The sequence below is a fragment of the Stenotrophomonas sp. 278 genome, assembly GCF_003935715.1.
GTDB classification, from domain to species: domain Bacteria; phylum Pseudomonadota; class Gammaproteobacteria; order Xanthomonadales; family Xanthomonadaceae; genus Stenotrophomonas; species Stenotrophomonas maltophilia_AH.
Map to the genome: position 1 here is coordinate 1 of NZ_RHPP01000023.1, position 22,673 is coordinate 22,673.

General features: G+C 65.9%; 20 protein-coding genes and 1 riboswitch. Of the genes, 8 read left to right on the forward strand and 12 right to left on the reverse strand.

The window, feature by feature from the left end; all coding sequences use genetic code 11:
* Both EGJ34_RS05905 and sstT read right to left on the reverse strand, forming a co-directional pair.
* Window positions 1-145: patatin-like phospholipase family protein (locus tag EGJ34_RS05905; RefSeq protein WP_148100476.1), on the reverse strand; the 145-nt coding region annotated here is incomplete at its 3' end.
* A gap of 349 nt (window positions 146-494) precedes the next feature.
* Complete coding sequence (gene sstT / locus EGJ34_RS05915; RefSeq protein WP_125359575.1) at window positions 495-1,724, reverse strand: serine/threonine transporter SstT; 1,230 nt, start codon at window positions 1,722-1,724, stop codon at window positions 495-497.
* 125 nt (window positions 1,725-1,849) lie between these two features.
* Between sstT and EGJ34_RS05920 the strand changes: the two genes are divergently transcribed.
* The 6 genes from EGJ34_RS05920 (at window position 1,850) to pncA (ending at window position 10,050) form a co-directional block, all read left to right on the forward strand.
* On the forward strand, window positions 1,850-3,265 hold the full coding sequence (locus tag EGJ34_RS05920) for an FAD-binding oxidoreductase (protein WP_125359576.1): 1,416 nt from the start codon (window positions 1,850-1,852) through the stop codon (window positions 3,263-3,265).
* 73 nt (window positions 3,266-3,338) lie between these two features.
* Window positions 3,339-4,394 carry a bifunctional nicotinamide-nucleotide adenylyltransferase/Nudix hydroxylase gene (locus EGJ34_RS05925; RefSeq protein ID WP_125359577.1) on the forward strand — a complete coding sequence of 352 codons (1,056 nt, stop codon included), beginning with the start codon at window positions 3,339-3,341 and terminating at the stop codon, window positions 4,392-4,394.
* Between the two features lie 67 nt (window positions 4,395-4,461).
* Window positions 4,462-5,865 (forward strand): nicotinate phosphoribosyltransferase, encoded by a 1,404-nt coding sequence (locus EGJ34_RS05930; protein ID WP_125359578.1) that lies wholly within the window; start codon window positions 4,462-4,464, stop codon window positions 5,863-5,865.
* A gap of 38 nt (window positions 5,866-5,903) precedes the next feature.
* Window positions 5,904-6,135, forward strand: a riboswitch (cobalamin riboswitch).
* Window positions 6,136-6,347: 212 nt separating this feature from the next.
* Window positions 6,348-8,645 (forward strand): 5-methyltetrahydropteroyltriglutamate--homocysteine S-methyltransferase, encoded by a 2,298-nt coding sequence (metE, locus tag EGJ34_RS05935; RefSeq protein ID WP_125359579.1) that lies wholly within the window; start codon window positions 6,348-6,350, stop codon window positions 8,643-8,645.
* 63 nt (window positions 8,646-8,708) lie between these two features.
* Complete coding sequence (locus EGJ34_RS05940; RefSeq protein ID WP_125359580.1) at window positions 8,709-9,371, forward strand: epoxyqueuosine reductase QueH; 663 nt, start codon at window positions 8,709-8,711, stop codon at window positions 9,369-9,371.
* 52 nt (window positions 9,372-9,423) lie between these two features.
* Entirely contained in the window at window positions 9,424-10,050 is a 627-nt protein-coding gene (pncA, locus tag EGJ34_RS05945; protein WP_125359581.1) for a bifunctional nicotinamidase/pyrazinamidase, read from the forward strand.
* Window positions 10,051-10,146: 96 nt separating this feature from the next.
* On the opposite strand, the gene EGJ34_RS05950 is transcribed toward pncA, so the two are convergent.
* From EGJ34_RS05950 to EGJ34_RS05960, 3 genes are all read right to left on the reverse strand, one after another.
* The gene (locus EGJ34_RS05950; RefSeq protein WP_125359582.1) at window positions 10,147-10,785 is read right to left on the reverse strand and encodes a LysE family transporter; all 639 of its coding nucleotides are present in this window, start codon (window positions 10,783-10,785) and stop codon (window positions 10,147-10,149) included.
* A gap of 33 nt (window positions 10,786-10,818) precedes the next feature.
* Complete coding sequence (purU, locus tag EGJ34_RS05955) at window positions 10,819-11,670, reverse strand: formyltetrahydrofolate deformylase (RefSeq protein WP_125359583.1); 852 nt, start codon at window positions 11,668-11,670, stop codon at window positions 10,819-10,821.
* A gap of 214 nt (window positions 11,671-11,884) precedes the next feature.
* Window positions 11,885-12,145, reverse strand: coding sequence for a DUF2798 domain-containing protein (locus tag EGJ34_RS05960; RefSeq protein ID WP_125359584.1), 261 nt, complete (start codon window positions 12,143-12,145; stop codon window positions 11,885-11,887).
* A gap of 139 nt (window positions 12,146-12,284) precedes the next feature.
* Here EGJ34_RS05960 and EGJ34_RS05965 point away from each other — a divergent pair, with 139 nt between their 5' ends.
* Window positions 12,285-13,211: a LysR family transcriptional regulator gene (locus tag EGJ34_RS05965; RefSeq protein ID WP_125359585.1), complete on the forward strand. Its 927-nt coding sequence runs from the start codon at window positions 12,285-12,287 to the stop codon at window positions 13,209-13,211.
* A gap of 55 nt (window positions 13,212-13,266) precedes the next feature.
* Here EGJ34_RS05965 and EGJ34_RS05970 read toward each other — a convergent pair whose 3' ends face one another.
* From EGJ34_RS05970 to EGJ34_RS06000, 7 genes are all read right to left on the reverse strand, one after another.
* The gene (locus EGJ34_RS05970) at window positions 13,267-14,373 is read right to left on the reverse strand and encodes an NADH:flavin oxidoreductase/NADH oxidase (RefSeq protein WP_125359586.1); all 1,107 of its coding nucleotides are present in this window, start codon (window positions 14,371-14,373) and stop codon (window positions 13,267-13,269) included.
* A 198-nt stretch (window positions 14,374-14,571) separates the two neighbouring features.
* Entirely contained in the window at window positions 14,572-15,375 is an 804-nt protein-coding gene (locus EGJ34_RS05975; protein ID WP_125359587.1) for an NAD-dependent protein deacetylase, read from the reverse strand.
* Window positions 15,376-15,418: 43 nt separating this feature from the next.
* On the reverse strand, window positions 15,419-15,832 hold the full coding sequence (locus tag EGJ34_RS05980) for an acyl-CoA thioesterase (protein ID WP_125359588.1): 414 nt from the start codon (window positions 15,830-15,832) through the stop codon (window positions 15,419-15,421).
* 13 nt (window positions 15,833-15,845) lie between these two features.
* Window positions 15,846-16,865, reverse strand: a complete 1,020-nt coding sequence (locus tag EGJ34_RS05985) for a ribonucleotide-diphosphate reductase subunit beta (protein ID WP_125359589.1) — start codon at window positions 16,863-16,865, stop codon at window positions 15,846-15,848.
* A 105-nt stretch (window positions 16,866-16,970) separates the two neighbouring features.
* Window positions 16,971-19,382, reverse strand: a complete 2,412-nt coding sequence (locus EGJ34_RS05990) for a ribonucleoside-diphosphate reductase subunit alpha (protein WP_125359590.1) — start codon at window positions 19,380-19,382, stop codon at window positions 16,971-16,973.
* A 523-nt stretch (window positions 19,383-19,905) separates the two neighbouring features.
* Window positions 19,906-21,006, reverse strand: a complete 1,101-nt coding sequence (gene zapE / locus EGJ34_RS05995) for a cell division protein ZapE (protein ID WP_125359591.1) — start codon at window positions 21,004-21,006, stop codon at window positions 19,906-19,908.
* Window positions 21,003-21,692, reverse strand: a complete 690-nt coding sequence (locus EGJ34_RS06000) for a CocE/NonD family hydrolase (protein ID WP_125359592.1) — start codon at window positions 21,690-21,692, stop codon at window positions 21,003-21,005. The genes zapE and EGJ34_RS06000 overlap by 4 nt, the downstream gene beginning before the upstream one ends.
* Before the next feature lie 46 nt (window positions 21,693-21,738).
* Here EGJ34_RS06000 and EGJ34_RS06005 point away from each other — a divergent pair, with 46 nt between their 5' ends.
* Window positions 21,739-22,596: an EamA family transporter gene (locus EGJ34_RS06005; protein WP_125359593.1), complete on the forward strand. Its 858-nt coding sequence runs from the start codon at window positions 21,739-21,741 to the stop codon at window positions 22,594-22,596.
* Window positions 22,597-22,673: the final 77 nt, after the last annotated feature.

Sequence of the window (22,673 nt, forward strand, 5' to 3'; positions counted from 1 at the left end):
GCCGGTCGCCCATCGCGGCAGCCGCCGCCACCGCGGCGGCAATCGCGCCGGCCGAAGTGCCGCCAATGTTCTTGAAGCGGTACTCGCGCGCCAGCGACAGCACCGCGTTGGGATACACGATGCCGCTGGTGATACCGCCCTTCATGACCAGATCGCAATACTTGTCTGCCACCACACTGCCCCCGCTGCCTGCGACGCCTGGATGCGCCTGTGGCCGTCCCTGGATGGGTGTGACTTGCCTGTCATTGCCGCGCTGGTAGCGGCTGGGTTTGACGCTATAGGCCCAGTATGACGAAAGCGTCTCTCACGGCTTGAGACGCCGGACACGGATCACGCTGTTCAGTTGAGTCGTCCCTGACGTCTGGTGACCTCGTAGACCTGGCGGCAACGGCCCATCGGTGGCTGGTGTGCGACACCACGCCACTCAGCACCCTGCTCTACTGCCAGGACATGTTCGGGCGAGCCGGGGCTGAACTACATGCGCTGGCAGAGCGTCACCCGGCTGACCGGCTCGATGCAGCGATGCGCTCGGCGCGTGCGCAGGCCGCAGCGGTAAACACCACGTCGGACGAGGAATTCAGCGCGGTTTCCGCCGAATCCTGGACCACGCCGACCACGAAGCCCACCGCCACCACCTGCATGGCGACGCTGTCTTCAATGCCGAACAGTCCGCACGCCAGCGGCACCAGCAGCAGCGAGCCACCCGGCACGCCGGAGGCCCCGCACGCCCCGATGGCAGCCACCACGCTCAGCAGCAGCGCGGTCGGCAGGTCGACCTGGATGCCCAAGGTATGCACCGCCGCCAGCGTGAGCACGGAAATGGTGATCGCCGCACCGGCCATGTTGATCGTGGCCCCCAGCGGAATGGCCACCGAGTAGGTGCCCTCATGCAGGCCCAGGCGCTTGCACAGGGTCAGATTGACCGGGATGTTGGCGGCAGACGAGCGGGTGAAGAAGGCGGTGATGCCGCTTTCGCGCAGGCAGGTCAGCACCAGCGGGTAGGGATTGCGGCGGGTGACCAGGAACACGATCAGCGGGTTGGCCAGCAGCGCCACCGCCAGCATCGCCCCCAGCAGCACCGCCAGCAGACGCGCGTAGTCGGCCAGCGCGCCCAGCCCGGCCCCGGCAATGGTGGAGGCGACAATGCCGAACACGCCGATGGGAGCCAGCAAGATCACCCACTGCACCACGCGGGTAAAGGCCGCAGAGACGTCCGCCAGCATGGCGCGGGTGGCCTCGCCGGCATGCCGCAGTACGAGGCCGAGCCCCACGCCCCAGGCCAGTACCCCGATGTAGTTGGCCTTGACCAGCGCATTGACCGGGTTGTCCACGATCTGCAGCAGCAGCGTGTGCAGCACCGCGCCAATACCGCTGGGGGCAGTCTGGGCGGCGGTGTCGGCCGCTTTCAGTACCAGCGTGGTCGGGAACAGGAAGCTGGCGGATACGCCGACCAGTGACGCGGCCACGGTGGCCAGCAGGTACAGCATCAGCACCGGCCGCATGTGCGTGCCGCCGCCGCGGTGACCGGCGATGGAGGCCACCACCAGCACCAGCACAAGGACCGGCGCGACTGCTTTCAGCGCGCTGATGAACACCTCACCCAGCAGACCGAGCGCCAGTGCGGTGGGTGGATGTGCCACCCCCACCACGATGCCCAGCAGCAGGCCGATGACGATGCGGGTGACAAGGGAAGTACGGCGGAGGAAGGCAGGTACGACAGTCATGCAGGGATCACGTACGAAGCAGGAACCGTATGGTGCCTGCAATCGTCGGCGCTTGCAGGCCCCGCGTCGCGCCTGGCTCACTGAACAGGCACAATCGGCCACACCTCGCATTGCCAGGAAGGCTGATGACCTCTCGACGCCGCTTCATTGCCAGCTGCAGCACCGCGGCATTGCTGGGGGCCTGCGCACGTCAGGCTACGCCAACGGTGAATGACATCAGCCAGCTGGAACCCACCGATGTGGCCGCGGTGGTACCGATCCGCCATACCGCTGACGTGTCCGCCACCTTGGAGCGCCATACCGGGACCGTCTGCGTGGCCGGCGCGCGCTTCAGCATGGGCGGGCAGACCAGTGCGGCGCAGGCCGTGCAGCTGGGCATGAGCACCTGCAACCGGCTGGTGTTCCTGGACGTACCCGGCAAGGTGGTGCGGGTGCAGTCCGGCATGCGCTGGCGGGCGCTGCAGGAGCAGCTGGACCGCCACGGATTGGCAGTGAAGGTGATGCAGAGCTTCAGCAACTTCAGCGTGGGCGGCTCGGTGTCGGTCAACTGCCACGGACGTTACGTGGGAAGCGGCAGCATCGCCGGCACCGTGCGTGCCCTGCAGATCGTGCTGCGCTCCGGAGAAGTGCTGGAGGCCTCGCGCACCCACAACAGCGACCTGTTCCGCGCCGCGCTGGGCGGCTACGGTCTGCTGGGGGTCATCACCGAGATGGAACTGGACGTCGTCGACGACGTGGCCATGGCCCGTAGCACCCAGCGCCTGTCGCTGGATGCGTACGTTGACTGGTTCGGCGAACACGTACTGGCCGACCCACGCGCAATCATGCACAACGCCGACCTGATGCCGCCGGATTTCAATGCACCGCTGGCGGTGACCTGGTATCGCACGGACGCCGCGTTGACCGATACGGCGCGGCTGGTGCCGGTCGGGGCGCACTACGGTACCGAGCAGAATCTGATCTGGGCGGTGTCGGAACTGCCCGGCGGTGCGCAGCTGCGCGAGCAACTTATGGTGGAAAAAACCCTGCGCGAGCCCCGGGTGGTTCGCCGCAATCTGGAAGCCAGCCTGGACGTGGCCGCGCTGGAGCCGCGCACACGCAGCATGTCCACGTATCTTCTGCAGGAGTATTTCATTCCAGTGGCGCACTTCCGCACCTTCGCGCGGATGTTGGCGAGCATACTGAAGGCACATCGCGTCAACGCATTGAACGTTTCGATTCGTCACGCACCGGCGGATCCGTTGGCCGTGATGTCGTGGGCGCGCGAAGACGTGTTCTGCTTTGTGCTGTACCACAAGCAGCGAAGACTGCCGTGGTCCGATGATCGTGCCGCGGAATGGACACGTGCACTGATCGACGCGGCCTTGCTGTGCGGCGGGCGTTACTACCTGCCCTACCGGCCGCATGCCACGCTGGACCAGTTCCAGCGCGCCTACCCGCAGTGGCCCCAACTTGTGGCGTGCAAGCGTCGATACGACCCACGCCTGCAACTGGTCAACCATCTGTGGCAGCGCTACCTCGGTCCGTTGGCCGGCGCTTGACGTCCTGAACAGGAGGCGTAGCATTGCGTTCAAGCCAAGGGACAGACCCGCGGCACTCACAACGACATGAGGGATTCTCATGGAATTCGACTACCTCGTCTTCATCGGGCGTTTCGAGCCCTTCCACAACGGCCATGCCGCCGTTGCCCGCCTGGCCCTGAGCCGGGCCCGCAAGCTGATCTTCCTGGTTGGCTCTGCCGATACTCCCCGCAGCCTGCGCAATCCCTGGACGGTGGCCGAACGCGCCGTGATGATCCAGGCCGCCCTCGATGGCAACACCGATCGCCTGATCATCCAGCCGCTGCGCGACCACCTGTACAACGAAGCACAGTGGATTGCTGGCGTGCAGCGCAACGTGGCCGAGGCGCTGCGTGCCGACGGTGCCGACAGCACTGCCAAGGTTGGCCTGGTCGGCATGGACAAGGATGCATCCAGCTACTACCTGCGCGAGTTCCCGCAATGGCCGCTGGTGGATGTGCAGCACACGGCCACGCTGTCGGCCACCGAACTGCGTCGCTACCTGTTTGAAGCCGGCGACGTGGATTTCCACGGTGCCCTGCTGATGCTGCGCGGCAATGTGCCGGCCCCCGTGTACGACATGCTGGAGGCGTTCCGCAAAAGCTCGCCCGCGTACGATCAGCTGGTCGCCGAGTACCGCTTCATCGAACAGTACAAGGCGGCGTGGAAAGACGCGCCGTACGCGCCCACCTTCGTCACCACCGATGCGGTGGTGGTGCACTCGGGCCACGTGCTGCTGGTGCGCCGCCGATCGGAACCGGGCAAGGGCCTGTGGGCGCTGCCGGGTGGATTCGTCGGCCAGGACCAGACCCTGCTGGACAGCTGCCTGCGTGAACTGCGCGAGGAAACCCGGCTGAAGCTGCCGCTTCCCGTGCTGAAAGGCTCGCTGAAGGGCCAGCAGGTGTTCGACCACCCCGAGCGCAGCCAGCGCGGTCGCACCATCACCCACGCCTTCCACTTCGAGTTCCCGGCCGGTGAACTGCCGGCGGTGCGCGGCGGCGACGATGCCGACAAGGCGCGCTGGGTTCCGGTGAGCGAAGCGCTGGACATGGGCCCGCGCCTGTACGAAGACCACCTGCACATTCTGGAGTATTTCCTGGGTCGCGGCTGAGCCCGACCTGGTTCCATCACCGGTGGATAGACCGCCGGTGCCACTCGACGCGAAGGAGCTTCCCGTCATGCATTACCTCGATAATCTTCTCCTCAATACCGACAGCTACAAGGCCAGCCACTGGCTGCAGTACCCGCAGGGTACCGATGCCACGTTCTTCTATGTGGAATCGCGCGGCGGCCTGCACGATCGCACCGTGTTCTTTGGACTGCAGTCGATCCTGAAAGACGCGCTTGCCCGTCCGGTCACCCACGCTGACATCGACGAGGCGCGCGATTTGTTCGCCGCGCACGGCGAGCCGTTCAATGAAGCCGGCTGGCGCGACATCGTCGACCGCCTCGGCGGGCATCTGCCGGTGCGCATCCGCGCCGTCCCCGAAGGCACCGTGGTGCCCACCCACCAGGCACTGATGACGGTCGAATCGACCGACCCGCGGGCGTACTGGGTGCCTTCGTACCTGGAAACGCTGCTGCTGCGGGTGTGGTATCCGGTGACCGTGGCCACGATCAGCTGGCACGCCAAGCAGACCATTCGCGGCTTTCTGGAACTGACCAGTGACGATCCGGAAGGCCAACTGCCATTCAAGCTGCACGACTTTGGTGCGCGCGGCGTGTCGAGCCTGCAATCGGCGGCGCTGGGTGGTGCCGCGCACCTGGTCAACTTCCTGGGCACCGACACCGTGTCGGCGCTGTGCCTGGCACGTGCGCACTATCACGAGCCGATGGCCGGCTACTCGATTCCGGCCGCCGAGCACAGCACCATCACCAGCTGGGGCCGCGAGCGTGAAGTGGACGCCTATCGCAACATGCTGAAGCAGTTCGGCAAGCCCGGCGCGATCGTGGCGGTGGTGTCGGACAGCTACGACATCTACCACGCGATCCGCGAGCACTGGGGCACCACGCTACGCAATGAGGTGATCGCCTCGGGGGCCACGCTTGTCATCCGTCCCGACTCGGGCGACCCGGTGGAGGTAGTTGCCGACAGCCTGGCATTGCTGGACGAGGCCTTCGGTCACACCGTCAATGGCAAGGGCTATCGCGTACTCAACCACGTACGGGTGATCCAGGGCGACGGCATCAACCCGGATACGATCCGCGCGATCCTGCAGCGCATCACCGACGCCGGCTACGCCGCCGACAACGTGGCGTTCGGCATGGGTGGTGCCCTGCTGCAGCGGCTGGACCGCGACACCCAGAAGTTCGCGCTGAAGTGCTCGGCGGCACGCGTGAACGGCGAATGGATCGACGTGTACAAGGATCCGGTGACCGACATCGGCAAGCAAAGCAAGCGAGGACGTCTGCAACTGGTGCGCAACCGGGAGGATGGCCGCCTGAATACGGTGCCGCTCAGTGATGGTGCCCTGCCCGCCGGACATGAAGACGCGATGGTCACGGTCTGGGAGAATGGCGATCTGCGGGTCGACGAGACATTTGCCATGATCCGCAGCCGCGCCGACCGCACCCGCGTTTGAGGCCGCAGGCCGTTCTTGACCTTCGCCCGCCCGAGGTCTACCTTGTGCGGGCCGAAGGTGTTTATCTCTTCATGCAGATGAAGGGATGAAATTAAACGGGAATCCGGTGAAAGCGCTCTGCGCTCATTCCGGAGCTGCCCCGCAGCGGTGAATGGAAACGACCCCCGCCACACAGCACTGGGCTTCGCGCCTGGGAAGCGGCGGGCATTAGGTGGGCCTGCCGGCCCGTGTCCATCAGCCCGAATACCGGCCCCGGCCAGAAAGCACGACCGCTTTCTGCTTCGACCTGGAACGTCCGCGGGGAGGTTGCCGGGGCCTGCCGCCATGCTGCACGCGTGGCGTTGTGCCCGTGCGTCCGCTTCACGGCATCCGGTTCGCCCGCGGGGGCGAAGGTCGCTGGTGAAGCGCACATGGCCGCAAGGGCGTGGTCGCTGCACGGTTCCTTCGTTCCTCAATGCCGCCAAGCAATGAGGACATCTTTCATGACTACGGTTACCAATCTGGGTTTCCCCCGCATCGGGGCCAAGCGCGAGCTGAAGCGTGCGCTGGAAGCGTTCTGGTCCGGCCAGAACAGCGCGCAGTCGCTGCTGGACACCGCCGCGACGCTGCGCGCCACGCACTGGCGGCTGCAGCACGACGCTGGTGTGGATGTGCCGACCAGCAACGACTTCAGTCTGTATGACCAAGTGCTGGATGCCGCCTTCCTGTTCGACGCCATTCCGGCCCGCTACCGCGCCCTGGCCGACGCGGATCCACTGGCCGGTTACTTTGCGATGGCCCGCGGCCTGCAGCGCGACGGGCATGACCTGCACGCGCTGGAAATGACCAAGTGGTTCGACACCAACTACCACTACCTGGTGCCGGAACTACAGGCCGGCCAGGGCTTTGCCCTGCGCGGCAACAAGCCGCTGGCCGAGTACCGGCAGGCGCAGGGCCTGGGGATTGAGACGCGCCCGGTGCTGATTGGCCCGGTGACGTTCCTGCTGCTGTCCAAGACCACCGACGGCAGCCCTGCATTGGACCTGCTGGACGCGCTGCTGCCGGTATACGTGGAGCTGCTGGGCCAGCTGCGGGCAGCGGGCGCTGCGTGGGTGCAGCTGGACGAGCCCGTGCTGGTGCAGGACCTGGACGATGCCATCCGCGTGGCCTTCGTCCATGCATACGAAGTGCTGGCTGCGGCCCCCCGCCCCAAGGTGCTGGTGGCCACCTACTTCGGTGCGCTGGACGACAACCTGGCGCTGGCCGCTTCATTGCCGGTGGACGGCCTGCATGTGGACCTGGTGCGTGCACCGGAACAGCTGGACGCGGTGATCAAGGCACTGCCGGCCGGACGTGTCCTTTCTGCCGGTGTGGTCAACGGCCGCAATATCTGGCGCACCCATCTGGATAACGCGCTTCTGCTGGCGCGTTACGCGCACGGTCACGTCGGGGGCGACCATCTGTGGCTGGCTCCATCGTGTTCGCTGCTGCACAGCCCGGTTGATCTGGCGCACGAAACCAAGCTGGATGACGAGCTGCGGGGCTGGCTGGCGTTCTCGAAGCAGAAGCTGGAGGAACTGCGGCTGCTGGCCAATGCCATCGACAACCCGGCCGTGGCCGAGAGGCCGCTGGCGGCGGCCCGCGAACGGCTGGAAGCGCGCCGTCGCTCGCCGCGCGTGCACAACTCAGCGGTTGCCGAACGCCTGGGTGCTATCACTGCCGCAGATTCGCAGCGGCACAGCCCCTACCCGCAGCGCCATCTGGCCCAGGCCGCCGCATTGAATCTGCCACTGTTCCCTACCACCACGATCGGCTCGTTCCCGCAGACGCTTGAGGTGCGCGAAGCACGTGCCCGCAACAAGTCCGGCAAACTGTCCGACGCCGACTACAATACCTTCCTCGCGACCCAGACCGAGCACTGCGTGCGCGCGCAGGAGCAGATCGGGCTGGACGTGCTGGTACACGGCGAGTTCGAGCGCAACGACATGGTGGAGTACTTCGGCGAACAGCTGGAAGGATTTGCCTTCACCAAGAACGGCTGGGTGCAGAGCTATGGCTCGCGCTGTGTGAAGCCGCCAGTGATCTTCGGCGATGTCAGCCGGCCACAGCCGATGACGGTGCGCTGGTCGCAGTATGCGCAGTCGCTGACCGAGCGCCCGATGAAGGGCATGCTGACCGGACCGGTGACGGTGCTGCAGTGGAGCTTCGTGCGCGATGACCAGGCGCGTGCCGACACCTGCCGGCAGATCGCCCTGGCGCTGCGCGATGAGGTGCTGGACATGGAAGCGGCGGGTATCGGCGTGATCCAGATTGATGAGCCCGCAATCCGCGAAGGCCTCCCACTACGCCGCGCGCAGTGGCGTGAGTATCTGGACTGGGCAGTGGAAGCGTTCCGCATAACCGCCAGCGGCGTGCGTGATGCCACCCAGATCCACACCCACATGTGCTATTCCGAGTTCAACGACATCATCCATTCGGTGGCAGCGATGGACGCCGATGTGATTTCCATCGAGACCTCGCGCTCACGCATGGAGCTGCTGGACGCGTTCGTGCGCTTCCAGTATCCGAACGAAATCGGGCCAGGCGTATACGACATCCACTCGCCACGCGTACCGGACAAGGAGGAGATGGTGGCGCTGCTGCGCAAGGCCGCCGAGGTGCTGCGGCCGGAGCAGATCTGGGTGAACCCGGACTGTGGGTTGAAAACCCGTGGCTGGGTGGAAACACGCCCGGCGCTGGAGGCGCTGGTAGCGGCTGCCCGGCAACTACGTGACGAATACGCCGACGCCAACGCGGCCTGACCTTCCCTGCTGCATATCGTGCCCAGCTCCGCCGTTGCCGGCGCTGGGCACATTGGAACTGCCATGAACGACTTTGTACGCCCCACCCTTGCCCTGCCCGATGGCCACACCAAACTATTGCTGCATTCGTGCTGTGCGCCGTGCTCGGGCGAAGTGATGGAGGCGATCACCGCTTCCGGGATCGACTACACCATCTTCTTCTACAACCCCAACATCCATCCGTCGCGCGAGTACCAGCTGCGCAAGGAAGAGAACATCCGTTTTGCGGAGAAGCACAACGTGCCGTTTGTGGATGCGGACTACGACACCCGTGAGTGGTTCGCCCGGGCGCGGGGCATGGAGCATGAGCCCGAGCGTGGCATCCGCTGCACGATGTGCTTTGACATGCGCTTCGTGCGCACGGCGTTGTATGCGCATGAGCATGGCTTCCCGGTGATCAGCAGTTCGCTGGGCATTTCGCGCTGGAAGGACATGAACCAGATCAACGACTGTGGGCATCGTGCCGCAGCGCACTACCCGGGCATCCAGTACTGGGACTACAACTGGCGCAAAGGCGGCGGCGCGGCACGGATGGTGGAGATCAGCAAGCGCGAGCAGTTCTACCAGCAGGAGTACTGCGGCTGCGTGTACTCGCTGCGGGATACCAACCTGCACCGGCAGGCGTCCGGGCGCGGGAAGATCGAGATCGGGCTGCTGTACTACGGGGATGGAACCACGAACGAATGACCCGTCGTGGCCTGGGATAAACTGTCCTTCCCCCGCGCCCGTGACTGCCGCCATGAACCGCTTCCCCGTTGATGTCGCCCTGATCGTGGTTGATCTGCAACCGGATTTCATGCCGGGCGGTGCGCTGGCCTGCGGGGACGGCGACGCCATCGTGCCCGGCATTGCCGAACTGCTGGCCCAGCGGCGCTATCACACCGTGGTGGCCACCCAGGACTGGCACCCGGCCGACCACGCCTCGTTTGCCAGCCAGCATCCGGGGCATGTGCCGTTCGAGCAGGTCACCCTGCATGGCCACCCGCAGACCCTGTGGCCGGACCACTGCGTGCAGGGCACGCCCGGGGCAGCACTGCATACAGGCGTGAACTGGAACGCGGCCGATCTTATCCTGCGCAAAGGCACGCGCCGGCAGGTGGATTCCTACAGCGCCTTCCAGGAGAACTTCGGTCCGGATGGCACCCGCCCGGCCACGGGTCTGGCGGGCTGGCTGCGCGAGCGAGGCATTGCCGAGGTACATGTGTGCGGGCTGGCGCGGGATTACTGCGTGCTGTGGACGGCGCAGGATGCGGTGGCAGCGGGGTTCCGTGTGGGGTATCTGTGGGAGCTGACCCGGGCGGTGAGTGAGGACAACGATGCGGCTACGCGCGATGCGTTGTTGGCGGCGGGGATTCAGGTGCGTTGATGGTTCCGTATCGACCAACGGTCGATACCTACCGGTCGAAGCGAGTCGCCCGGTAGGTCACGACCGTTGGTCGTGACCCGCGGACATGCAACGACATCAGGCGACCAGAACCAGACGTATCGCAAATCCGATCAGCAACGCTCCCATCAGCCGCTCGAACCAATGACTCACGCGCAGGAACCGCTGCCGCACTGCCGCCGCTGACAGTGCCACGCTGACCAGCACGAACCAGGTGGCATTGACCACGCTCATCCACAGGCCATAAAGGGCCTGCACCGCCAGCGGCGTCTGCGCGCTGACCAGCGTGGTGAAGGCCGCCAGGAAGAACAGCGTGGCCTTGGGGTTGGTGGCGTTGGTCATGAAGCCGATCGCGAACGACCGTCCTGCGGATTGTGTGGCCGCAACGGGTGCGCCCGCTTCCACAACGCTGCTGTCGGTGCCGGGCCTGCTCAGCAGGAAGCGGATTCCCAGGTAGAGGATGTAAGCGGCACCGATCCACCGGGCTGCCTTCATCAGCCACGGCGTGGTGTTCAACAATGCGGCGACGCCGATCAGGGTGTAGATAAGATGCACCGACATCCCGGCTCCGATGCCCAGCGCGGTGTAGATGCCGGTTCGGCGACCGAAGCGCACCGTCTGCCGGACGGCCACCGCGAAGTCGGGGCCGGGGGCGATGACGGCGAGCAGGTGAACGACGGCGAGGGTGAGGAATTCGGTCCAGTACGGGTGAAGCACGTCAAATCCGGAGTGGCATGGTTGTGCCGGACATTACCGGAACACGACGGTGCGGTGGCCGTTGAGGATGATGCGATGCTCGACGTGGCGGCGCACGGCGCGTGCCAGCACCTGCGATTCGGTGTCACTGCCGAGGCGCACCAGATCGCGCGGGGTCATGGCGTGATCGACCCGGGCGACGTCCTGCTCGATGATCGGGCCCTCGTCGAGGTCGGAAGTGACATAGTGCGCGGTCGCGCCGATGATCTTGACCCCGCGTGCGTGGGCCTGATGGTACGGCTGTGCACCCTTGAAGCTGGGCAGGAAGCTGTGATGGATGTTGATCGCGCGGCCGGCCAGTGCTTCGCACAGGCGCGGCGAGAGGATCTGCATGTAGCGCGCCAGCACCACCAGGTCGATGTTCTCGCGCTCGACCAGATCGATGATCTGCTGTTCCTGCACGGCGCGGTTGTCCGCGTTCACCGGCAGATGGTGGAACGGGATGCCGTAGGAGGTGGCCAGTGCACCAAAGTCCTCATGGTTGGAGGCCACGGCGGCAATATCCACCTGCAGCTGGCGGCTGTGCGCCCGGAACAGCAGGTCGTTCAGGCAGTGACCCTGTTTGCTCACCAGCACCAGCAAGCGCGCCTTGCGCCGCGCGTCGTGCAGTTTCCAGTCCATCTGGAAGTCCGCCGCCAGCCCGGCCATGCGGGCCTGGATGGTCTCGATCGGCTGGGCGGCGTCGCGGTCGAAGTGCACGCGCAGGAAGAAGCGGCCGCTTTCGTCATCGCCGAACTGCTGGGCGTCGATGATGTTGCAGCCCTGCTCGAACAGCAGACCGGAGACGCGGTAGACGATCCCGGTACGGTCCGGGCATGACAGGGTGAGGATGGAATCGGGGCGCATGGTTTGAGTTTAACCGGCGCGGCCAAGCGCTGGCGGGGATGCTGTCAGATGCAACCTTTGGGGTGGTTGGCGCTACCGGCGATGCGTGGATGTGCGACGGCCTATGTAGAGCCGGGCTTGCCCGGCTGCATTTTGCGCGCGAACAACAGCCGGGCAACCCCGGCTCTACAAGGGAAGCGGGTTGGCCGCGAAAAGCAGCCGGGCAAGCCCGGCTCTACGGATGTACCGTCAGGGCCACCAGCCGCGTCACCAGCGGGCGCACCACCAGAACACAACAGAACGCGGTCGGCATGGCCAGCTGGTAGGCACCCAGCACCCGCATCGGGTAGTCGGCGTTGATACCGGCATTGGCGGCGGTGATCACCAGGCACATCAGCATGGCCATGATCGATGCCATGAAGAACGCAAAGACGAATGGCGTGGCGCGCGGCGTGAGTTTCCAACGGCTTCGCACAGCAACGGAAGATGCATTCATGAGGGAAGTCCCAGTTCGCAGGCAACCCAGCGGTTGCGGGACCAGCACGATATGCAGCCCTGTACAGGGACGGTAGATCGCGCCCACTTTGCACAGCCCAAAGCAAAACTTTCGGATAAGCAGCGACAATAGCGGCATCATGAACATTCTCCACTGCATCCGCAGCTTCATCCGCACCGCCGACGCCGGCAGCCTGGCCGCGGCCGCGCGCACGCTGGGTATCAGCTCCGCCGCTGTTGGCCAGAACATCGCCCGGCTGGAAACCCACCTGGGCGTGCGCCTGTTCAACCGCACTACCCGCCGGCTGGTGCTGACCGAGCGCGGTTCGCTGTACCTGGCCAAGGTGCGGCACGTCGAGGACGACCTGCAACGCGCGCAGGACGCGGTGACCGATCCGGAAGCAGAGCCGGACGGCCGGCTGCGCATTGCCAGCACCGCCGCGTTCGGCCGCCATGTTCTCGCACCGCTGCTGCCCTCGCTGCAGGCACGCCATCCGGGCCTGGACATCGAGCTGCTGCTCTCAGACCGCAGCGTGGACCACGCGCATGAGGAGGTGGACGTCAGCATCCGCATCGACCCGCAGCTGGAAGAGGGCCTGGTCGCGCGCCCCTTGGCGCAGGTGCCGTTCGTGGTGTGTGCGTCACCGGTGTACCTGGCCCAGGCGGGCGTGCCCGAGACTCCAGAAGATCTGGGCGATCACCGCTGTTTGGTATTCCGCTATCCGGTGGATGGTCGCCACCTGCGTTGGGGCTTCGTCCGCGACGGACAGCTTTTTGATGCGGACTTGAACCCGGCGCTGGTCAGCGACGACATCGACGCACTGGCCGCGATGGCCGCGGCCGGCGGCGGGATCGCCCGACTGGCTGCATTCGTGGCCGCACCCTGGCTGGTGCGCGGCAACCTGCAGGTGCTGTTCGCCTCCGATGATGATGCACACACCTCGCCCGAACCGATGCGCCTGTACCTGTGCGTGAGTGATCGCCGTGACCTGACGCCCAAGGTGCGGGTGCTGATGGAGCACGTGGTGGAGGGGCTGCCGGAGGCGTGGCGGGTCGGCGGCGGTTGAGGCGCGTATCGAGCGAAGAGCAGGGCAGAGCCCGGCTCTACAGGTGGGCCCGGCGTTACTTGCCGGGTGCGGCGAACACGCCGCGCGCTTCGCGTGGCTCGCAGCGCAGGTACTGCGGGGCCGGGGTAATGCTGTCGCCAAGTGCGGCCGCAGCATGCCACGGCCAGCGCGGATCGTAGAGGATGCCGCGCGCCAGCGCGACGGCATCGGCGTGACCGTGGCGCAGGATCGATTCGGCCTGCGACGGGTCAGTGATCAGACCGACGGCGATGACCGGCATGCGCACCTTGGCGGCCTTGATCGCCTGCGCGAACGGCACCTGGTAGCCCGGTTCCAGCGGAATCTTCTGGCGCGGGTCGAGGCCACCGCTGGAGACGTGCAGGAAGTTGCAGCCACGCAGGTCGAGGATCTGCGCCAGCGTGGTGGTCTGTTCGATGTCCCAGCCACCGCTGACCCAGTCGCTGGCGGAAATCCGCACGCCGACCGAGATGCGCTCGGACACGGCTTCGCGCACGGCGTCGAACACGCGGATGAGCAGGCGCATGCGGTTCTGCAGCGAGCCGCCGTACTCGTCGTCGCGCTGGTTGCTCAACGGCGACAGGAACTGGTGCAGCAGGTAGCCGTGCGCGGCATGCAGTTCGATCAGGTCCAGGCCAATGCGTTCGGCGCGCTGGGCGGCGACGACGAAGGCGTCGACGATGGCGTCGATGCCGGCCTGGTCCAGGGCTTCCGGTTTCGGATGGTCGTTGAACGGCAGTGCCGAAGGAGCCACGGTGGTCCAGCCATTCGGGTCGGTGGCCGGCAGGCCGCCACCGCCTTCCCACGGCCGCGCCGAGGAGGCTTTACGGCCGGCATGGGCCAGCTGCACGCCCAGCGGCATCGGCGACCAGCGCTTCACCGAGGTGACCACCCCGGCAAGCGCGGCTTCGGTGGCGTCGTCCCACAGGCCGAGGTCAGCCCAGCTGATGCGGCCTTCGGGCAGCACGGCGGTCGCTTCCAGGATCAGCAGGCCGGCACCGGACTGGGATAACTGGCCCAGGTGCTGGCGGTGCCAGTCGTTGGCCTGGCCGTCCACGCAGGAGTACTGGCACATGGGGGCGATGACGATGCGGTTGGACAGCTGCAGCGGCCCAAAGGAAACGGGGGAGAAAAGCTGGCTCACGGGAGGACTCGGACGTGGGGGGTTAAACCGGTGGGTATTGCACTCTGAAGCGGGGTTGCAGGCAACAGTTTGTGTGGAACGGTGCGGGTGGCGGTAGAGCCGGGCTCTGCCCGGCTACAGGTGTCGCGCGAAGAGCAGCCGGGCAGAGCCCGGCTCTACGGGGTTCCAGACAGTCGTTTGGGCGGTGCAATGGGTGGGTTACAGGAGGAACGACAACGCCGGGGCGCAGGGCTGCTCGACCTTCAGGGTCAGCAGGTCATCGGCGCGGGTGCGGCCCAGGTTGAGCGCTGCCACCGGTAGGCCGGCCTTGGCGGCGGCCTGGACGAAGCGGAATCCGGAATAGACCATCAACGAGGAACCCACCACCAGCACCGCATCGGCACGGCCCAGGTGGTCGTGCACCGCGGCTACGCGCTCGCGCGGAACGTTCTCCCCGAAGAACACCACGTCCGGCTTGAGGATGCCGCCGCAGTGCGGGCAGGACGGGACGTTGAACGCGCCGAAGTCCACCCCCTCCAGATCAGCGTCGCCATCCGGGGCCTGGGCGGCATCCAGGTGTGCCCAGCCGGGGTTGAGCCCCAGCAGCACGTGCTGGAACTCCTCGCGCGGGCTGCGCGCCTCGCAGCCCATGCAGCGCACCTGGTCGAGGCGGCCGTGCAGGTCGATGACCGCGCGGCTGCCGGCCCGCTGGTGCAGGCAGTCCACGTTCTGGGTCAGCAGCACTTCCATCTGGCCGCGATCTTCCAGCGCGGCCAAGGCGGCATGGGTACCATTCGGCAACGCCTGGCCAAAGCGCGGCCAGCCGAGCAGGCTGCGCGCCCAGTAGCGCTGGCGGGTGGCTGGCAGGGCCATGAAGTCCTGGAAGTTCACCGGCGGGGTGCGCTTCCACTGGCCGTTGGCGTCTCGGTAGTCGGGAATGCCCGAGTCGGTGCTGCAGCCCGCGCCGGTCAGCACGAACAGGCGACGGGCGCGGTGGATGAAGTCGGCCAGAGGGAGTGACATGAAAAGCAGATGGGGGCACAGGGCCCCCATCGCAATTGCCGGTTCAGGGTCCGGCGATGTCGGCCGGCAGCGGCGGCACCGCGGTGGGCTGGTGGTTCTCGTCCAGCGCGATCATCACGAAGTGGCCGCGGGTGCACAGCTTGCGTTCGCCGCTGTGCAGGTCTTCGGCGATCAGTTCCACTTCGACCTTCATCGAGCTGCGCCCGACCTCGACGATGCGGCCCACGGTTTCAACCATCTGGCCCACCGTGATCGGCAGCTTGAAGTCGACCTGGTCCGAGCGCGCGGTCACCACCGCGCGGCGCGAGTAGCGGGCGGCGGCCAGGAACGCCGCCTTGTCCATCCACGCCAACGCCTGGCCACCGAACAGGGTGCCCATGTGGTTGGTGTGGTTGGGGAAGACGATCTCGGCCATCCGGACTTCGGTAGGCGGAACGACTTCAGCAGCGGCGGTCATGGCAGCGTGGACCTCAGAAGTTCATGTCGAAGGCGACTTCGCCCTGCACGCCCACCTGGTAAGCCGAGGGGCGGCGTTCGAAGAAGTTGGTCAGCTCCTGCACGTCCTGCAGTTCCATGAACGGCAGCGGGTTGCGCACGTTGTACTTCTTTTCCATGCCGAGGCGGTGGAAATGGTTGTCAGCGCAGTGCTGCAGGTACTGGCGCATGTCGCGGGTGGAAATGCCGGCCACGCCGCCGGACAGCACGTCCTCGGCGAACTGCACTTCGCATTCGATGGCCTCAGCCAGCATGTCATAGACCTGCTGCTTCATTTCGTCGTCGAACAGGCCCGGCTCTTCCTCGCGGATCACGTCCACGCATTCGAACGCGAAGTCCATGTGCGCGCTCTCGTCGCGGAACACCCAGTTGGTGCCCGAGGCCAGGCCGTTGAGCAGGCCGCGCGAACGGAAGTAGTACACATAGGCGAACGCAGCGAAGAAGAACAGGCCTTCGATGCAGGCAGCGAAGCAGATCTGGTTGAGCAGGAACTGGCGGCGCTGTTCGCGGGTTTCGATGCGGTGCAGGTCCTGGATGGAGTCGATCCACTTGAAGCAGAAGTCGGCCTTCTTCTTGATCGAGTCGATGTTCTCCACCGCCGAGAACGCCTTGGCGCGCTCTTCCGGGTCCGGCAGGTAGTTGTCGAGCAGGGTCAGGTAGAACTGCACGTGCAGCGCTTCTTCGTACAGCTGGCGCGACAGGTACATGCGCGCTTCCGGCGCATTCAGATGCTGATACAGGTTCAGCACCAGGTTGTTGGAGACGATCGAGTCGCCGGTGGCGAAGAACGCGACCAGACGGTGGATCAGGTGGCGCTCACCGGGCGACATCTTGGTATGCAGGTCGCTGATGTCGATCTGGAAGTTGATTTCTTCCACGGTCCAGGTGTTCTTGATCGCATTGCGATACATGTCATAGAACTGGGGGTAGCGCATCGGGCGCAGGGTCAGTTCAAAACCGGGATCGAGCAGCATCTGCTTGCGGGTGTCGGCCATGGTGTTTCGTCCTTCAAATGGTTGTGCCGACCAGGGGTCGGCACGAACCGGGTGTTTTGGGTGGTGCAGCCGGGCATGGCCCGGCTCTACGCGTTGGGGTGCCGCTTATTGGCAGGCTTCGCAGGCTTCCGGGTTTTCCAGCGAGCAGGCGATGGCCTCTTCCGGGCTGAACACCTTTTCCGGAGCCGCCGTCGCGGTGTGGCTGACCGTGGTCTTGGCAATCTTGGTAGCCGGACGCGAACGCAGGTAGTAGGTGGTCTTGATGCCCTGCTTCCAGGCGTACATGTACATGGACGACATCGCACCAATGCTCGGGCTTTCCATGAACAGGTTGAGCGAGGCGGACTGGTCGATGAACGCGCCACGGTCGGCGGCCATGTCGATCAGCGAGCGCATCGGCAGTTCCCAGGCGGTGCGGTACACCTGGCGCAGGCTTTCCGGGATCTGGCTGATGCCCTGGATGGAGCCTTCGGCCATCTTGATGGTGTCGCGCATTTCCGGGGTCCAGTGGCCGAGCTTCTTCAGCTCGTTCACCAGGTAGCGGTTGACCTGCAGGAAGTCGCCCGACAGGGTTTCGCGCTTGAACAGGTTGGACACCTGCGGTTCCACGCACTCATAGCAGCCGGCAATGGAGGCAATGGTCGCGGTCGGCGCGATCGCGATGATCAGCGAGTTGCGCAGGCCGTGTTCCTTGATGCGGGCACGCAGGGCGTCCCAGCGCGCGCCGTCTTCCGGCACCACGTTCCAGGCGTCGAACTGCAGCTCGCCGCTGGCAGCACGGGTGTCGTTGAACGACGGGTGCTTGCCGCGTTCCTGCGCCAGTTCGACCGAGGTTTCCAGGGCGTGGAAGTAAATGGTCTCGGCGATCTTCTTCGACAGCGCGCGCGCTTCGGCGCTGTCGAACGGCAGGCGCTTGCGGAAGAACACGTCCTGCAGACCCATGCAGCCCAGGCCGACCGGGCGCCAGCGCATGTTGGCGCGGCGGGCGGTTTCGATCGGGTAGAAGTTCAGGTCGATGACACGGTCGAGCTGGCGCACGGCCAGCCGCACGGTCTCGGCCAGCTTCTCGTAGTCGAACTCGTTGTGCTCGTCGAAGTGGTTGCCCAGGTTGATCGAACCCAGGTTGCACACCGCGGTTTCATCGTTGGAGGTGACCTCCAGGATTTCGGTGCACAGGTTGGACAGGTGGATCACGTTGCCCGGACGCAGGGTCTGGTTGCTGGCGCGGTTGCACTTGTCCTTGAAGGTCATCCAGCCGTTGCCGGTCTCGGCCAGGGTGCGCATCATCCGCGAGTACAGCTTGCGCGCGGAGATGGTGCGGTTGGCCTTGCCCTGGGCTTCGGCCTGCAGGTAGGCCTGCTCGAAGGCTTCACCGAACAGATCGGTGAATTCCGGCACCACGCGCGGATCGAACAACGACCATTCCTGGTCGGCCTCGACACGCTTCATGAACAGATCCGGCACCCAGTTGGCCAGGTTCAGGTTGTGCGCACGGCGCGATTCGTCGCCGGTGTTGTCGCGCAGCTCGAGGAAGTCCTCGATATCGGCGTGCCAGGTTTCCAGGTACACGCAGGCTGCGCCCTTGCGCTTGCCGCCCTGGTTCACCGCGGCCACGGACGAGTCCATGGTCTTCAGCCACGGCACGATGCCGTTGGAGTGGCCGTTGGTCGACTTGATCAGCGAACCACGCGAACGCACGCGGGTGTAGCTGACGCCGATGCCGCCGGAGAACTTGGACAGCTGGGCGATGTCGCCATACTTGGAATAGATGGATTCCAGCGAGTCCTGCGGCGAATCCAGCAGGAAGCACGAGGACAACTGCTCGTGGGTGGTACCGGAGTTGAACAGGGTCGGGCTGGACGGCAGGTAGTCCAGGTTGCCCATGCGCTTGTACAGCGACAGGGTTTCCGGCACGTCCTCGCTCAGCGCGCTGGCGATGCGCAGGAAGAACTGCTGCGGGGTCTCGATCACCTTGCGGGTGTGCGGGTGGCGCAGCAGGTAACGGTCGTACAGGGTGCGCAGACCGAAGTAGTCGAAGTTCAGGTCCAGCGAGATGTCGATGGCGTCGTTGAGCTTGCGCGCGTTGGTCTGCACGAAGTTCAGCAGGCGGTCGTTGATCAGGCCGACTTCATGGCCGCGGCCGACCGACTGCGAGAAGGCGTGGATTTCCTGCCCCGACACTTCCTTGGCGATGTAGTTGGCCAGCAGGCGTGCGGCCAGACGGCCGTACTCGGGCTCTTCACCGATCAGCAGGGCGGCGGTGCGGATCGACAGTTCGTCCAGCTCCTGCGTGGTGGCCCCGTTGTACAGGCCGGAAATGGTCCGCGTGGCCACGCGCATCGGATCGACCGCGTGCAGGCCTTCGGCCGAACGCTGCACCGCACGCACGATCTTGTTCAGGTCAACCAGTTCGGTCGACCCGTTGCGCTTGGTCACGCTCATCGCGTTGGACGTCGGCGGCGAGGTCAGCAGGAACTCGCTTTCCTTCTCGATGGTGGCGTGGGTTTCGGTGCTCACGGCGGTGTCCTCTTGGCGTGATAGGGGCGGGCACTACGGTTGCCGGCAGGGCTGGCAACCGGCCGGTGCGCACGGTCCTCAGGGTGGCAGAAGGGCGTCTCACGGGACGCGACGGACGCGGTTCCCCTGGTGACACCTGCCTGCTCCCCCCGGAGGCTGTCGCAACCGGCACCGTCTGCGATGGGCAGGCGGCTCGTCGGCGGGAAGCTCGATCCGGCTTCCCTGTGGTTCCGCCCGCCCCGTCTTGGGGTCGGCGAAACCGCCAGCCACAAGATAGTGGGGGTGTCAGGGATCGTCAACGCTAAATGTAGGTAAATCGACCAATCCCTTGTGGCGTAAGGACTGACCTTGGACAGCGTCCGACGAACGGTCGGAACCTGTCGAAATGGACTGCGCTGTCAATGGGGGAAGGCGACTTCCGGCGACGAAAACAGTGTGTGAAAAACGGAACGGCACGCATCACGTGGGCGTAACAAACGTCGCCTCGGTCGGGGTTGCGCAGCCGGGCAAGCCCGGCTCTACGTCATGCGCGATGGGGGGTGCCCAGGTATTCGGCGCTCTGCATCTCGATCAGGCGCGATGCGGTGCGCTCGAAGGCCCCCTGCAGGCGGGTGCCGGTATACAGCGCCACGGGGGTGTCGGTGGCGGTGCAGACCAGGTTGACGTGGCGGTCGTACAGCTCGTCGATCAGATTGACGAAGCGACGTGCAGCGTCCTCGTTGGTGCGGTCGAAGTGCGGGATGTCGCCCAGCAGCACCGTGTTGAACTCATGCGCGATCTCGATGTAGTCCGAAGGACCGCGCGGACCCTCGCACAGGGCCGCGAAGTCAAACCAGGCAATGCTCTTGCCACGGCCACGCACCGGAATCTTGCGGCCTTCGATCTCGATGTTGCCAGGCTTGGCCGGCTGGCCACCGCTGAGCTCGGCCCAGCGCGTGCCCAGCCACGCATCACTGCTGGCGTCGCGCGGAGACTGGTACACCGGCGAGCGGGTCAGCGCGCGCATGCGGTAGTCCTCGGTGCCCTCCGCATACAGCTCCACGCAGTAGGTCTGCAGCAGGCCGATGGCGGGCAGGAAACTGTCGCGCTGCAGGCCGTTCAGGTACAGGTTCTCCACCGCCGTGTTGGAGGTGGTGACCAGGGTCACCCCTTCGGCGAACAGACGTTCGAGCAGGCGCGCCAGCAGCATCGCGTCGCCGATGTCGGTGACGAAGAATTCGTCCAGCACCAGTACGCGCAGCTTGTTGCGCCATTCCTGGGCGATGCGCGCCAACGGGTCGCTCTGGCCCTGGTGTTCGCGCAGACGCTCGTGGATGCCGCGCATGAAACGGTGGAAGTGAGTGCGGTACTTCTGCTGGATTGGCAGTCCGTCATAGAACAGGTCGACCAGGAAGGTCTTGCCACGCCCCACCCCACCCCAGAAGTACAGGCCCTTGACCGGCTCGGGCTTCTTCCAGAAGGCAGACAGACGGTCCAGCCAGCCGTCCTGGTCGCTGTCGAGCAGGGCGGTGTGGATGCGGTCCAGCTCGGCCAGGGCGGCGTGCTGGGCGGGGTCGTTCTGCCATTCGCCCCGCGCTGCGCCTTCGGCGTAACGCTGGGACGGGGTCAACACGGCGGAACTCATGCGGCCGGGCTGCCGGGTTCGCTGCTGCCGGCGGCCGGTAGCCATTGCTTCAGGCCATGGGTCAGCGCGCCGCGCAGGTCGATCAGCTTGCGGTGGAAGAAGTGGCTGGTTTCCGGCATGCGCACCAGCTCGTGCGGCAGCTTCAGCTGTTCCAGCCAGTCGTACACGGCCTGCGGGTCGACGATCTCGTCCTGCTCGCCCTGGATCACCAGCCACTGCGCCGGCGGCTGTACGCCGTCGAAGTCCCAGCGTCCGGCCGGCGGAGCGATGGAAACCAGCACCTGCGGCTGCAGCTCGGCCGACGCGCGCAGCGAGACGAACGCGCCGAAGCTGAAACCGGCCAGCCACAGCGTGGCCTGCGGGTTGCCCTCGCGCGCCCAGGCCACCACGGCCTTCAGGTCGTCCTGTTCGCCCACGCCGTGGTCGAAGTCACCGGCAGAGCCGCCGACGCTGCGGAAATTGAAGCGCACCGTGGTGATGCCCATCTCGCGCAGGGTGGTGGCCAGCATGGTCACCACCTTGTTGTGCAGGCTGCCGCCCTCGGTGGACAGCGGGTGGCAGATCACGGCGATGACCGGCACGGTGGGCACATCGGCCTTGGGCAGGTCGACAGCGACTTCGAGCGGGCCGACCGGGCCGGCCAGGGTGAGCGTGCCGGATTCGGCGGGGAACGGGGGATTTTGCATGGCACCATGATAGCGTCCCCTGCCCCCGACCTGCCCTGCCTCGCTCATGACATATCTGCTGTTGGCCGTGATCTGCTCGGTGCTGGTCTCGGTGTTGCTCAAGCTGGCCGCGCGCCGGCAGCTGGACGTGGCGCAGATGGTGACCTGGAACTACCTGGTCGCCGCCACTCTGACCGCGGTGGTCCTGCGGCCGCCGCTGGCCTCGCTGCAGTCCGGGCATGCGCCGTGGCTGGCGCTGCTGGGGCTGGCGGTGGTGCTGCCGACCATTTTCCTGGTGCTGGGACGGGCTGTGGCCGAAGCCGGGATCGTGCGCAGCGACGTGGCGCAGCGGCTGTCCCTGCTGCTCAGCCTGCTAGCGGCCTTCCTGTTCTTCGGCCAGACCGCCACCTCCTTGAAGCTGGTTGGACTGGGGCTGGGCCTGGTGGCGATGCTGATGATCAGCCTGCGCCCGCGCGGCCCTTCGGTGACCGCCACACCGGGCAGCTGGCGCTGGCTGCTGGGGGTGTGGGTGGGTTTTGCGGTGGTGCACATCCTGCTCAAGCAGGTGGCGCTGTCGGGGACGCCGTCGATGGCCGCGCTGCTGGCCTGCTTCAGCATCGCCTTCATGCTGATGCTGGCGCTGCAGCTGTGGCGGCACTTCAGCGGACGCAGTCGGTTGAACCTGCGCAACCTGGGTGCCGGGGCGCTGCTGGGCCTGCTCAACGGCGGCAACATCCTGTTTTACGTGCACGCCCACCAGGCCCTGCCGGACAGCCCCGCGACCGTGTTTGCCGGGATGAACATCGGCGTGGTGGTGCTGGGCGCGCTGGTGGGGGTGCTGGCGTTCGGGGAGCCGACCTCGCGCTGGAACCGGGTGGGGTTGGGGTTGGCGGTGGTGGCGATTTCGTTGATTGCGTGGGGGTGATGGTGCCGTACCGACCAACGGTCGGTACCTACCGGCGGTAGCGCACGACGGTTGGTCGTGCGGCGATTCGGTCGTGC